Raw genomic sequence first — 13,811 nt, 5'->3', positions numbered from 1 at the left:
AAGCGTTGCGCGACGTCCGGAATGCCGGACGCAAAGGTGTGCAGGCCATGCATCAATGGCCCTGAGTGCCTCTCTTCGCTGCGCTCCTCACTCCGTTCCCTGCCGCCGGGATCAGGCCTGACGCGTACGGCCATTGCGGATGCAAACGTCCACTTGTCGTGGGTCTCCCTTGAACCGTCACGAAGGTGTGTCGTCGCGAAAGCGCCGTCGTCGCGAAGGTGTGTCGTAACGAAGACGCGTCGTTACGAAGGCGGTGCTGTACGGCTCCTTGCCGCAGCGGTGCGACGCGCGACGGCGGTCCTGCCGCCCGAGGGCTTCGGGCCCGCCGAGTTGAGGGCTCCTTCGAGTGCGAACGTCGCCGCGCCCAGACAGACCGGGTCCGTCGGAATGGGGGAGAGGATGATCTCGGTGTCGGCCAGCGGCCGCTTCAGCGCGTGCCGGGCCACGGCCTCGCGCACCTCGTGCAGCAGCGGTTCGCCGAGCGTGGCCGCGACCCAGCTGCTGAGCACGACCACCTCGGGATTGAGGAGGTTCACCAGGTCGGCGATGGCGGCGCCGAGATAGCGCGCGGTGTCGCGGACCACCTTGGTGGCCACCGGATCCTGTGCGGCGACCGCCCGCGCGACGGCGTCGATCGTCGCCGTCTGGTCCTCGGGGTGCAGCAGTGTGCTGCCGGGGCTCGACTCCAGCAGGTTCAGCATGATGCCGGGCGCCCCGACGTACGTCTCCACGCATCCGTGGTTGCCGCAGTGGCACAGCCGCCCGTCCAGCACGAGCGTGGTGTGGCCCCACTCGCCGGCGCTGTTGCTGACGCCCCGGTGCAGCCCGCCGCCCAGGACGAGTCCGGCGCCGACTCCCGTGCCGAGGTTCACCACCACGGCGTCCCCACGCCCGCGCGCGGCCCCGAACCACAGCTCGGCGATCGCGCAGGCGCGCAACGGGTTGTCCAGATACAGCGGATACGCGATCTGCGCGGAGAGCAGGTCCAGCAGCGGCACGGCGTGCCAGTCCCAGTTCGGCGCGTACTCCGAGACACCGGCCTCCCGGTCCACCTGGCCCGGCACACTGACGCCCACCCCGAGGACACGCGCGCCCTCGACCCCGGCCTGCGCGACCACCGAGCCGACGGCCGAGGCGACATGCCCGACGACCTGCTCCGGGCGGATCTCGCCAGGACGCATGTCCTCGTTCGCGCGGGCCAGCACGTTCAGCGCCAGGTCGAACAACTCGACCCGTACGTACGTCTCCGCGATGTCGACGCCGATCAAGGCGCCCCCCGACGTGTTGACGGCCACGAGTCCTCGCGGGCGGCCCCCCGCGGAGTCCTCGAAGCCGACCTCCGTCAGCATCCCGAGGTCGAGCAGCTCGCCGACGAGCGTGGCGACCGTGGCGAGACTCAGCCCGGTCGCGGCGGCCAGCTCCTGCCGGGACGTGGGCGAGTGGGCGATGATCTGGCGTAACACCCCGTAGCGGTTCGCGGTGCGGATGTCGCGTGATGTGCGCTTCACCAGAACGTGCCCCCTAGATCCCTCCAGGCCACTGCGGCCATGGCGGAGCCCGACGACCCCGGCGCGGCGCAAGGCTATGACCGCTGAGGACTTTCGACAAGGGCTTAGGAAATGGGTTGCACGAAGTCCCACACGCCGACCGAGGGGCCGGTTCCCGGGGCCCGAGAGGCCGGTTCCCGGGCGATCCGAGGTACCTGGACAGGCGTGCGTCCTCACCTCTTGAAGACCTCTTGAAGCACGACGAGGGGACGGGACGCCCAGGACGTCCCGGACGTCCGGGGTGTTCCGGACGTCCGGAGTGTTCTGGAGGTCCGGGAACGAGACAGGCGTAGGCCCGCCACTACCCCAGAGCCTGCCCCTACCCCAGGACCTCGCTCACGAACGTGTTCCGGAACGTGCCCGCCGGGTCCAACTCCTCGGCGAGGGCCGCGAACTCGCCCAGCCGCGGATAGCGTGCACGCAACACCGGCGCCGTCACCGCGAACACCTTGCCCCAGTGCGGGCGCGGGTCGAAGGGCGCGAGGGCCTCCTCCATTCGCCGCAGCACAGGCAGCACGGCCGCCGAGTCGTCGACCCAGGTGAAGTGGAACGCCACGGTGTCCCGCCCGTACGCCGGGCTCAGCCACTGCCTGTCGGCGGCGACCGTGCGCACCTCGCAGATCTGCAGCACCGGCGCGATCGTGTCGCGGAGGGCGTCGAGAGCCCCCAGCGCGTCAACAGCGTACGAGCGCGGGAGCAGGTACTCCGACTGGATCTCGGAGCCGCTGCTCGGCGTGAACTCCGGCCGGAAGTGCGGCAGCCGCTCGTGCCAGGGCCCCGGCACCCCGAACTGCTGGGTGCAGTTCACCGCGGGCATCCCCGGCACCGGGTGCATCGCCTCGGCGGCGGGTTCCGCCCACGGAAACCCGTCCCACGGCTCGTCGGTGCGCCGCTTGGCCCACGCGTGCACGAACCCCGGCTGCCGCCAGTCGGTGAACAGGCTCACGCTGTACGCCGACGCCGACACCGCCTCGAAGTCCAGCCCGGAGAACGGCAGGTGACCGAACACATGCTGGGCGACCTCGAAGGCCGGCTCCAGGTCGAGGGTGAGCGCGGTGACGACACCGAGTGCGCCCAGCGAGGTCACGGCCCCGTCGAAGCGGGGGTCGTCGCGGCCGATCGTCAGGTCCGACCCGTCGGCGAGGACCAGCTCGACCTCCCGTACGGGCGATGCCAGCGAGCCGTTCGTGTTCCCCGAGCCATGGGTACCGGTTGCCACCGAGCCCGCCACGGAGATGTGCGGCAGTGAGGCCATGTTGGGCAGCGCGAGCCCCTTCCCGTGCACCGCCCGCGCCAGCTCCGCGTACCGCACCCCGCCCGCCACCCGGACCGTACGGGCCGCCGTGTCCACCTCGACCGACGGCGGCAACGCGGTCAGCGTGAGCAGTACGCCCCCGCTGCCCGGGTCGGCGATCAGGTTGAACGAGTGCCCGCTGCCGAGCACCCGCACGCGCTCACCGCGCGTGACCAGCGACCGGAGCGCGTCGAGCGAGTCCGGCCGCTGCAGTTCCGTGGCGGAGTAGGTGATGTTGCCCGCCCAGTTCGTCAGAACCTCAGCCATCCGTCGTCCTTCCCGCTTCCCGGAAGTTCCCGCAGCCAGGTAGTCGGCCACTGCGCGAACCTACCTCGCCGTGCCCCGCCGACGCGGCTGACCACCAGGAGGGACCCGGCGCCCAGGGCCCAGGAGGCGGGGCATACCGTGAGGAGTCGAACACAGCCGCCGGGAGCGAGGAGGACGGGATGGGCAGCCGAACCGCGCTGGTCGAGGACCTGATGGAAAGGTTCCCGCACGTACCGCGGGAGGCCGTCTTCAAGGAGGACCTCCTCCGTGGAGGAGTGGCCTTCGACGACTCCGCACTCAGCGACAACGAGGACGGCGACGTCAAGCCGAAGTCCTACTTCATCTTCTCCTTCGACCACGGCACCCTGCCCGAGCTGGGCGAGGCCGCACTGCGCCGGCCGCCCGAGGAGATCATCCTCACCGGTGGCCCGTACGACCTGCGGCGCACCGTCGTGTCCGTACGCGTGAACCCGTCCTCGCCGTACCGGGTCGCCGCGGGCGCGGACGGCATGCTCGGGCTCTACCTCGACGGGAAGCGGATCTCGGACGTCGGGGTGCCGCCGATGCCGGAGTACTACCGGCACAAGCTCTCCAACGGGAAGTCCGTCATGGAGGTGGCCCCGACGATCCAGTGGGGCTATCTCATCTACCTCACGGTCTTCCGCGTCTGCCAGTACTTCGGCGCCAAGGAGGAGTGCGGTTACTGCGACATCAACCACAACTGGCGCCAGCAGAAGGCGGCGGGCCGCCCCTACACCGGGGTGAAGGACGTCGACGAGATCCTTGAGGCGCTGGAGATCATCGACCGGTACGACACTGCGAAGGTGTCCACCGCGTACACGCTGACCGGTGGCGCGATCACCTCCAAGCTCCAGGGCCGCGACGAGGCCGACTTCTACGGCATGTACGCCAAGGCCATCGAGGAGCACTTCCCGGGACGGTGGATCGGCAAGGTCGTCGCCCAGGCGCTGCCCCGCGACGACGTGCAGCGTTTCAAGGACTACGGCGTGCAGATCTACCACCCCAACTACGAGGTGTGGGACCGCCGGCTCTTCGAGCTGTACTGCCCGGGCAAGGAGCGCTACGTAGGCCGCGACGAGTGGCACAAGCGCATCCTCGACTCCGCGGAGGTCTTCGGCGCGCGCAACGTCATCCCCAACTTCGTCGCGGGTGTGGAGATGGCCGAGCCCTTCGGGTTCACGACGGTCGACGAGGCGATCGCGTCCACGACGGAGGGGCTGCGGTTCTTCATGTCGCAGGGCATCACGCCCCGCTTCACCACGTGGTGCCCCGAGCCGACGACCCCGCTGGGCAAGGCCAACCCGCAGGGTGCGCCGCTGGAGTACCACATCCGGCTGCTGGAGGCCTACCGCTCGACGATGGAGGACTTCGGGCTCTCCTCGCCGCCCGGATACGGCCCGCCCGGACCGGGCAACGCGGTGTTCTCGGTCAGCTCGTTCATGGACAGCCTCCCGGCGAACGAGGCACTGGCAGAGGGCGACGGAGAGGAAGAGGGCACAGGCAAGGTGTCCGTCGGCTGACACAGGCTCTGAGGGACAGAGCGGGGTGACGAGGCCTGGGCGACGAGATGGGGCGACGAGGCCTGAGGGGCCGATGATGGCGTATGCCTGAGGCCGGGGGGTCCGGTGGGGCATGCTACGGCGGTAAGCGGATTTGGCGGTGCCGCTTGTCAGTTGTGCAGGAACCGTGAAAAACTCGCCCCGTCGTGAGACATCCCCCTCAACTCCCGTATTTAAAAGGTGAGTTGACCCCCCTTGTGGATGCAGGTGAAGTCCCCACCCATGCCAGACCTGCCGACCCCTCAGGACGCCGCCGAGGCAACACTGTTCTCGGAATGCTGGGACGCGGTTCTTTCCTACGCCGACCTCTGCACCGGTGGCCCCACCGACGCACGCCCGCTCGCCTCCGAGGCCTTCTCCCGCGGCATACGCGAAGCGCGTGCCGCGGAGGCCGAGACAGGCGGCAAGAGCTTCGGGCGCCGGGCACGGGCGCCCCGGCTGCCCCGAATACCGCTCCTCCTGACCGCCGTACGACAGACGGCCGCCGCCTGGGAGGCCCAGGGCCAGGGCGATCGTCTCAACCCCGACCTGCGTCTGTGGCTCAACTCCGAGCAGGCCGAGCGCTTCACGGGGCCGCCCCTGCACCGGCCGCTGGCGCTGCGCGGACTGCGGGACATGCAGGAACCGGATGCCGCGCTGCTCTGGCTCGCCGAGGTCGAGGCCATGCCGACGGCCGCGGTGGCCCGCCGGCTCGGCCTCGATCCGGCAGGCGTCGTCGAGGAACTGCAGCAGGTGCGCGGGGTGTTCCGTGACCGCTGCCACCGCAACCACCTCGACACCCCGCTCTCCGAGGAGTGCCGCAGCTATGCGCGGTTGCTCGACGCGGTCACCCGTTCGCCCGCCGCCGAGGTGCCGGACGACCTGTCGCGGCACCTGGCACGCTGCGTCGAGTGCGCGGAGGCCGCCGCCTGTCTGAAGCACGCCGGGGGCGGGCTGCCCGCGGCGCTCGCGGGCGGGGTGATCGGCTGGGGCGGGCTCGCCTACCTGGAGCGGCGGCGCAGGGCCGTCGAGTCGGGGCTCAGCCGCAGCGCCGCCGACGACGCCGACGAGCCGCCCGGCTGGGCGAAGGAGGGCGGCGGCAGGGCCAGGATCGGACGCGCCGGACTGCTGGCCGCGGCTGCCGGGGTCTCGCTGCTGGCGCTCGTCGTCACACTGGTGCCCTTCGGCTCGGACGACAGCTCCAACGCCTCCGCGGATCCGGCCGGACGGCAGCCCGTGGGGGAGCAGGTGCCCTCGTTCGACGCCCTGCCCTCGCGGTCCGGGTCGGTGGGCGAGTCGACGTCGTCCACCTCGGCTCCCCGGACACCGAAGTCCGGCGCGGGTACGGGCACCGGGTCGGAGAAGGAGGTCCAGGGCGACTCCTCGTCGTCCGCCGAAGAGGACGAGGCCGAGCCCGACCCCAGCGAGCCGGCCGTCTGTCACGCCAGGTACGACCTGGTCAAGGAGTGGCCGGACGGGTTCCAGGCGACCGTCACCGTCAGGTCCGACTACGCTCTGGACACCTGGCGCGTCGGCTGGACCTTCCGCGACGGGCAGAAGATGACCCAGATGTGGGACGGCGACTTCGAGCAGGACGGCTCGCGCGTGACCGCGAGCGCCGCCGACTACAACAAGACCGTCACCGCGGGCGGCACGCTCGCCATGGGCTTCCTCGCCTCGTGGCGCGAAGCGAACTCCGCACCGGTCAACTTCACACTGAACGGGCGCAGTTGTACGCACTCCAGCTGAGGAGTGCCGGCCGGGGTGTGCCGACTGAGGTGTACCGGCTGGGGTGTGCCGGGTTGAGCTGAGCCGGCCGGCCCGGTCGGCTCTGTGCACACTCTGTGATGTTCTGCCTCATGCCTCGGTCCAGAGGGTGGAAAATCAATCAGTGGAACCCCGGCGAACCTGTAGTGACACGCAAAGGGGCACTCCGAGATCACCCGGCGCGAAATGTGCGAGCGGACAAGCCGGTCGAGCAATTAGGGCAGCTGTAGAGGGCCCTTTGGCGGTAGGCTCCGAATGCATGGCGGATGCGGGGAGTTCACGCGAACGGGTGTGCGGTTAATCGTGCTCGGGGGAGGGCATCATGAAGGTGCAGCAGATTATTGCGCGTCTCAAGGAGATCGAGGGCTGGTCGCTCGCCCCGGACGAGTGGCGCACCGTCGGGGACGCACTGGACAAGCTCGAGTCCGTGCTCCCCGAGGAGGACGATGTCAAGACCATGCGCGTCCTTGCCCTGTTGGAGCCGCTGGAACGAAGAGGGGCGCGCCTTGCGCAGGCCCGGTTGGGCGCGGAACGTACGCCCATCCCGGCGCAGCAACGAGAGCAGCGGAATCACCTGATTGAACGGCTCACGGCTGACCTGCGCAGTCCGGAGGATCGCTTCGAGGGCGCCGGCGACGGTCAGGGGGAGTCGGCGTGACCAGCCGTCTCCGAACCGCTTGTGTGTGGCGTGGGCACGTGGATACCCACCTGGAAGATGCCCCCGCGCTCCCTTGACCGCCCCGTCGGGATTCCGGAAGCAGGTCACACAGCATGAGCGGAATCACCAAGCCGGCTTTACTCATCATGGCGTTCGCGCCAGCCGATTCCGAAATCGACAACCACTCTCGGGATTATCTCGAATGTCTGTGGCGAGCGTGCCGTTCGCTGGGCATGGTCGATCCGATTCCGGGGACTTCGGCGCCCGCGGACCACATCGATTTCAGCTCGGCGCACCCGGTCGCCCTCGAATTCACCTTGTTGGCGGCTGCGCAGCGAACGGGGGACGAGTCCCTCTACTCCGCCTACGCCTTCGCCGACCACGACGTCGTCGGTGTCGTTGCCCTCCTTGCGCCCAACGACACGACGGCGGACCTCACCCAGTGGGGCGATCTCGACACCGAGTGGAGTGAAGCGGTGGTGGCTGCGGGCCGGCCGCCCCGGCCCTGGGGGATGCTCGGCGAGTTCCGCGTGTTCGAGGCACTGCACGGCCGGCGGTTCGCGCGTAGCGAGCGTGCCATGTGCGATCTCGTCGGTCGGTACGCGCCCGGGACCGGGAGTGAACCCTGGTGGACCGGCTTCGACCGCACGGAGCATGGTTTCGCCGTGTGGCGATCCACAGAAACCGTGGGACCGGAAGCTCCCACCGACCTCTACGTCCTCGCACCGGCCCGCCGGGATCTAGCCCTCGACGCGTGGGCCTGGGCTGCCGACGGCCAGCAGGGGCTGAGGCCGCTCACCCGCTATCTCATACAGCTCTCGAAGATCCGCCACCAACAACGGCTGTACGCGGCTTCGGGAGCGTCGCAGGCGCAGATCGTCGAGAGCGACGAGCGGACGACAGCGCTCCTGCGGGAGTTGGAGTCAGCGACGCGACGCCCGGTGCCCCTGGAACGCGTCCTGAAGATGTCGCAGCTGCTGGATGAGACGCAGTTCGGCCCACAGGGGCTGCTGTGGACGATCACACGCCGGCGTCAACTGAGCCGCAGCCTCTCGACCGCCGTCGCCAACATGCGCCTGCACACCCCCGATACGCGCAGGCGAGGCAAGGGGGTCTCCTGGACTGTGACGGACCTCGCCGATGCCGAATGGCTCATCAAGCAGGTGGAGGAGGACCGGCTGCATCTGGAAGCCGCGCGCGAGCGGGCGGAAGGTGTGCGTGCGGCCGTATCGCCGCTCGTCCATCGTGAACTGGACAACCACCGAAGCTGGCTGACGCTCATTCAGACATCCATCCTGGGCTCGGTCCTCACTACGCTGGCGGCAGTGCAGGCGATGAAGTACGAGGTGCCGATACGCGAGGCCCTCCAGTCCGCCGTCATCGCCGTCCTGGCGGCTCTCGCCCTTGTCCTGCCCCTGGCCACGCTGCGCTGGGCGGGTGTCGCGCCGGCCACCTCTCGATACAGATGGCTTGACTCGGGCGTCGCAGGGCTGTTCGGCGCCGCCCTGGGGTGGCTGGCCGTCACCTGCCTGGCCATCAGCAGGGGAGGAGGGCCGCCCGCTGTTGCGTGGACGCTCCTGGGCGCCTTCGTGGCCGGTCTGGTGGCGTTCCTCGGGGCGCACCTTCTGACTCGACGGCGGTAGCCCTCTCGTCTTCCCTTTCCTGCCTGCTTCCTGTCCGTTTCCTGTCCGCGACACCGACGTGAACACCGCAGCCCCGCAGCCCTGGAGCCACGAATCCGACGGAATCACCGAGGAGCTCTCCGTATGCATCAGGACGACGGACGCCACCCGCAGCACCCCGGCTCCGCGATCAGGGCCTTCGTGGAGGCACTGGACATCGAGGATCTCATACTGAGGTTCGACATGGACTTCGACGCTCCGATGCGCCAGGCGGACGCCGTCGGCATGTTACGGATGGCGCGAGCGCACACCAAGGACCCGGAGGCCGGTGCCCGGGGCATCGCCCGTAGGGTCGGCGCCCACTGGTGCGAAATCATCCAGGCGGATGTCGCCTACGAGTTGCTCTCGGCGCTGCGGCTGATCGAGGCGTCGCAACCGGACGCCGAACGGCTGCTGGCGTCGCTGACCGACGGCGCTGCCGACCCCGGTGACGTCTTCCCCGCCTATGCCGTCGCCCGCTGGTACGACGGAGTCGGCCGGATCCGTTACCGCCTGGGGAGTTACACCGCCGCCCGCCGTGCCTTCGGGACCGCGGTGCAGGTGAGCCAGAGGGCCCGGCTGTGGTGGGCACTGCCTGACCTGCTCAGCAACTACACTCGCGCTGATTTCGAGGAACGCGGCCAGGCGGCGCGGGAGAAGGACAAAGGCAGGGACGGAGGCAGGGACGTCAAGGCGTTCGTCCCCCCGATGCAGCAGATGCACGACAAGATCGTCGAGCAGGCGAACGAGCACGGTGTCGACACTGCGGTCGTTCCGGGCCAGGCGACACCCCTGAGGCACCGGGAGTTCCTGCGCGGCTACTCCAACGCCCTCCACAACCTCGCCACCGCCCTGCGGCAGGCTGGGGACATCGAGCGGTCGCTGGGCGCCACCGCGAGCTCCAAGGCCATCTCCGAGGGGTTGAACGACACTTACCGCACGGCACAGTCGCTCTTGAACGAGGCTCTCTGCGGCGGCAGTCCCGAGGAAAGCTTCCAGACCCTGCGAGATCTGGGGCACGGCCGGAAGGAGTATGTGGGGCCAGGGTGGGAGCGCGGTCGGAGGATCGCCCGCCAGAACCTTGCGCGGCTCGGCGGCGGCCCCGAAGGTCTGGCCGATCTGGGGCGGCTTCTGGACGAGTTGGAGGAGGACGCAGCCGGTGCGGGTCGCCGGGCCGGCCTGGACGTCGACTTCTACGCCTACACCGTGCGCTCCTACCGGGAGACGGCTGCCGCCCTTCCCGCGGCCGATCGCCCGCGGGACGTACTGGACCGCCGACTGAAGATGGCGGAGTCGGTGCGGGAAGCGATCGCTCTCCCCGTGTACAAGCGTGCCTACGCCAACCACGTGAGGCCTGCCTATCTGCGGGCCATCGGTGCGCAGATGGCGCGGGGCGGCCACCGGCAGGAAGACCTGGAGAAGATCGTGTCCCTGGTGGAGGAGTCCTCGGGCCGGGAACTCCTGGACCTGCTCGCGTCCTCCCGCCCGCCGGTTCTCGGCCGCCCCGCCCATCCACTGCCCACCGCCCCGGACCGATCCCGGACCAAGGAGGTCCGCCTGGACGGTCGTCGGGCGCCCCTGCGAGCACAGGACCCCGCCGGCGTGACGGAGGCGAGGGAGCGGAGGGAACTGCTCGTCGAGCGGGAGCAGCAGTACGAGGACCACTTCCTCCATCACCCACTGACGTCGGCGACGCACGACGAGGACATCGCTCACCAGCTGGTGCAGTACACCCTCAACCATCAGGGCTCCTGTGTCGTGCGGTACTTCCGCTTCGGCACGTCGGATGCGGCTCTGGACGGCGAGGAGACGCCCGAGCCCGACTCTCTCGGCATCATGGTCTGCCGCGACGGGGTACTCACGCTGCTGCCCTCCGTTCCGTACGCGCGCGTGGTCGAGCTCGCACGCAGAGTCCTCAAGGATCTTGGCGACGAGGATTTTCCGGTGCCGAGGGAAGAAACCTGCCGGCGCATCTGGAACCTGCTGGTCAGGCCGGTGTGGGAGAGTGCCAATCGCGGCGGCTCACCGACCCATCTCACTCTGATCCCGACCGACGACGTATTCGCGATCCCGCTGCACGTCGCCACCGCGCCGGAGGACGACCGGCCGCTCGCCGCTCGGGTTCCGCTGTCGCACTCGGTGAGCGTGGCCGCCTTCGTCACCCGCGGCCGCCATCTGCTCAAGAAACAGTTGATGGAGCACGACGACGACCTTGCGGCGCTGCTGTCCACCGACGTGGAGGCGACGGCCGGCGAGATCGCCGACGCCGGCTGGACCGCAGCGCATGTCCACGTGGCCGGTGAAGTCCCCGACGCCCTCGTGGGCAAGGTCGGGGGTGCCTTCGCCCTCGACTGGGACGGACTGCAGCAACTGGTCGCGGTGAAACCGGAGTTCTTCGTGTACGCCGGTCACGGAGTGTACGTGGACGAGGCCGGGGTGTCGGGCCCGCTGATCCACCTGGGAAATACGGACATGCTGTCGCAGTTCGACCTGGCCCTGCGCGTCAGCCTGCCGAGGAACAAGCTCACCGTGCTCGGCGCATGTCTGGCCGGACAGGGGATCGGGTCCGACGGCGGTGACGTCCTCGGGTTCATGCGGTCCCTGATCATCAGCGGAGCGGGTGCCATCGGCGTGCCGCTGTGGTCCGTGCTCGACTCGGCGATGGCGGCGACGGTGAGTGCCTTGCTTCGCGAGAGCAGAGCTGCGCTGGGATCGTCGTCCACCGGGGTCTTCGACGTGGTTCAGACGCTGCACGACCACTACCGGGAGAGCATCGAGACGTTCACGTCGGTGGAGGCGCGAGTCGATCGTCTCCCCATCGCTTTGTACCTATGATCAGGATGCTTTCGCCCGCGCCCCGGCGGCCCCGACGCGGCGCGCAGACAAGGGGAGCCACGAGCGCCGCAGACAAGGGGAGCCATGAGCGCGTACGACCGAGCCACCACCAAGCTGGCCGCACGCACGGAATACGAGGCGCTGCGAACGCGCCGCCCGGAGCTCTTTGTGAACCCGCCCGGCGCGGCTTTCGAAATCCTCCTGGACCGCGCCGACCAGCAACGGGCATCCGATGAAATGTCACGGGTGGCCGTCGCGGCAGGGCTGCCCGAGAGCACCGGAGACATCGGCGTCGTCTATCGCGACGCCTACTTCTCTCTCGTGCGTGACGCCGTGCGGTTCGCGAACGGCAGACTGGGGACGTATATCCGGATCGTCCCCGCGTCCGCGTCGGGAGGAGCCGCGGTGCTTCCCCTGCTCGCTGACGGACGTGTCGTCCTGTTGCACCACTTCCGCCATGCCGACCGGGACTGGCACTGGGAATTCCCCCGTGGTTTCGGCGATCCGGGGGAGGACGGGCCCGGTACGGCCGCTCGGGAACTCCAGGAAGAACTGGGCGTCCATGTCGTGGACTTCACGTATCTCGGCGCTGTTTCCCCCGACACCGGCCTACGAGTCGGCGTGGACCACCTGTACCTGGCGCGTATCGGGACGACGCAGTTGACGGAGAGACCCGCCCAGGGTGCCAGGGCGGAGGGGATCGACGCGTACCTGGCCGTACCGCAGGCGGAATTCCGCGCGATGGTCGCAGACCGGCGAATCTCCGACGCGTACACCTTGTCCGCATACGCGCTGGCCATGGCCCAGGGCCTGTTGGAAGCAGCCAAGGGCTGACTGAGACACCCTGAAGGGGTGGGGTGGCGTGCGTAGCTCGGTCGGGTCCAGCCGCTGTCGCGCAGGGGGCGGTTTCGCCTCATCTGTCCGCGCGTGCTGATACACAGTTGAGCGGCCGCCGTGCCGTGCCTGATACGTCGCGATGGCGCAGGAGCGCTACGGCTACCGTGTCTTCTCCGCCGGTGACGGGCTGACCGGTCTCGAACTGTTCAGGGAGGGCGGGCACGACCTGTTGTTGCTGGACGTCATGCTGCCGGAGCTCGACGGCATCGGGGGTCAGGCCGCCTCGCCGCCGGTCTGGGGAGTCGGTGTTCCCGGTTGAACCGATGGCCCCGTCGTGGCCGAGCAAGCTGTCCAGGCCCGAGCGCGTACGAATGGCGCACAACCGTTCCGCCGTTCCGTGTGTCACACCTGGCAGGAGCGACCACTCCTGAGATCACAAGGGGGAAGTATGAAGTTCAACCGTTCTGTTCTGACTGCAGCGGCCTTCGCCGCCCTGGCGGTGGGGGCCACGACCGCTCTGGCGGCGCCTGCCTCCGCCGCGCCCAACACCACGCCGCAAAAGGTCTGTGGGAGCGCCTACAAGACCGTGAACTCGGCGCCCGTCGGTTCCCAGGGCACTGTCTACCTGACGTACAACGCCTCGAACGGCAAGAACTGCGTCGCGACCATCCGCAACAGCCCGGGCACCGCCGTGGACATCTCCACCTGGATCCAGGTCCCCGACACCGGGGATTCGGCCGATGACTACGGGCAGTACACCTCGTACGCGGGACCGGCGTACGTCTACGGCAAGGGCCACTGCATCGACTGGGGCGGCAGCATCAAGAACGTGTACGTACAGGTAGCCGGCTCCAACTGCGCCGCCCTCAAGGAGCAGCGGGTCACCACCACCCGCTGACCCGCCGCTGCCGACGGTCGACGGCCGACGCGATCCGGTGTTGCCCGCTGCCTGGGCAGGAGGTCGCCGGTGTGGTCGGGCAGTTCGATGACGGCAGTACGGAGCCAGGCCGCTGGGCCCTCTTCAGGTTCATCCGTGAGGTCGGCCTGGTTGAAGGGGAGTGTGGTTGTGGAGGGGACGGTGTCCCCGGGGCTCACCTGTAGCCTGCGGGGAAGATCGTTCGGCTGAAGCTCTGCAGAGCCTTTCGCCACGTAGGCGACCGCCCTTCACGATCACGCTCTTCGTTGCAGTCGCCGTCCGGAGTTCCGCTCCGGGCGGCGACTGCTTTGCATGGTGCTGCGCGGCGAGGGAATGCCGACCCGGGCCGGGCGGGAAGGCGTTGGTCAGGCGACAGCGGCCATCCCGAGCGCACGGTTGGTGCGCCTCGCCGCCTGTGCGCCTGACTTCGCTGTAGTGGTGGCCCGAGGCTGTACCGCTGTACCGCTGTA

The 13,811-nt window shown here is 69.2% G+C and carries 9 protein-coding genes and 1 pseudogene; 8 read left to right on the top strand and 2 right to left on the bottom strand.

Annotation, left to right across the window (positions count from 1 at the left end):
- Nucleotides 1-242: 242 nt before the first annotated feature.
- Nucleotides 243-1,508 carry an ROK family transcriptional regulator gene (locus tag AB0D14_RS25140; protein WP_362782843.1) on the bottom strand — a complete coding sequence of 422 codons (1,266 nt, stop codon included), beginning with the start codon at nucleotides 1,506-1,508 and terminating at the stop codon, nucleotides 243-245.
- Nucleotides 1,509-1,866: 358 nt separating this feature from the next.
- Nucleotides 1,867-3,108 carry an FAD-binding protein gene (locus AB0D14_RS25135; RefSeq protein WP_362782840.1) on the bottom strand — a complete coding sequence of 414 codons (1,242 nt, stop codon included), beginning with the start codon at nucleotides 3,106-3,108 and terminating at the stop codon, nucleotides 1,867-1,869.
- A gap of 179 nt (nucleotides 3,109-3,287) precedes the next feature.
- Here AB0D14_RS25135 and AB0D14_RS25130 point away from each other — a divergent pair, with 179 nt between their 5' ends.
- The 8 genes and pseudogenes from AB0D14_RS25130 (at nucleotide 3,288) to AB0D14_RS25095 (ending at nucleotide 13,323) form a co-directional block, all read left to right on the top strand.
- A complete protein-coding gene (locus AB0D14_RS25130) occupies nucleotides 3,288-4,649 on the top strand; it encodes a radical SAM protein (RefSeq protein ID WP_362782837.1) in 1,362 nt (453 codons plus the stop codon).
- A gap of 261 nt (nucleotides 4,650-4,910) precedes the next feature.
- Entirely contained in the window at nucleotides 4,911-6,416 is a 1,506-nt protein-coding gene (locus tag AB0D14_RS25125) for a cellulose-binding domain-containing protein (RefSeq protein WP_362782835.1), read from the top strand.
- Nucleotides 6,417-6,756: 340 nt separating this feature from the next.
- Nucleotides 6,757-7,092, top strand: a complete 336-nt coding sequence (locus AB0D14_RS25120; protein ID WP_362782833.1) for a CATRA system-associated protein — start codon at nucleotides 6,757-6,759, stop codon at nucleotides 7,090-7,092.
- 113 nt (nucleotides 7,093-7,205) lie between these two features.
- Complete coding sequence (locus tag AB0D14_RS25115; RefSeq protein WP_362782831.1) at nucleotides 7,206-8,735, top strand: CATRA conflict system CASPASE/TPR repeat-associated protein; 1,530 nt, start codon at nucleotides 7,206-7,208, stop codon at nucleotides 8,733-8,735.
- A gap of 123 nt (nucleotides 8,736-8,858) precedes the next feature.
- Entirely contained in the window at nucleotides 8,859-11,588 is a 2,730-nt protein-coding gene (locus tag AB0D14_RS25110; RefSeq protein ID WP_362782829.1) for a CHAT domain-containing protein, read from the top strand.
- Nucleotides 11,589-11,672: 84 nt separating this feature from the next.
- A complete protein-coding gene (locus tag AB0D14_RS25105; protein WP_362782826.1) occupies nucleotides 11,673-12,422 on the top strand; it encodes an NUDIX hydrolase in 750 nt (249 codons plus the stop codon).
- Between the two features lie 142 nt (nucleotides 12,423-12,564).
- Nucleotides 12,565-12,696 (top strand): annotated as a pseudogene (locus tag AB0D14_RS25100) (DNA-binding response regulator); the annotation flags it as partial.
- A 177-nt stretch (nucleotides 12,697-12,873) separates the two neighbouring features.
- Nucleotides 12,874-13,323: a spore-associated protein gene (locus AB0D14_RS25095; protein WP_362782823.1), complete on the top strand. Its 450-nt coding sequence runs from the start codon at nucleotides 12,874-12,876 to the stop codon at nucleotides 13,321-13,323.
- Nucleotides 13,324-13,811 lie beyond the last annotated feature (488 nt).

Source organism: Streptomyces sp. NPDC048484 (genome assembly GCF_040651415.1).
In the GTDB taxonomy this organism is placed as follows: domain Bacteria; phylum Actinomycetota; class Actinomycetes; order Streptomycetales; family Streptomycetaceae; genus Streptomyces.
The sequence above is the reverse complement of the archived record's forward strand: the minus strand, read 5'-3'. Positions and strand labels throughout refer to the sequence as shown.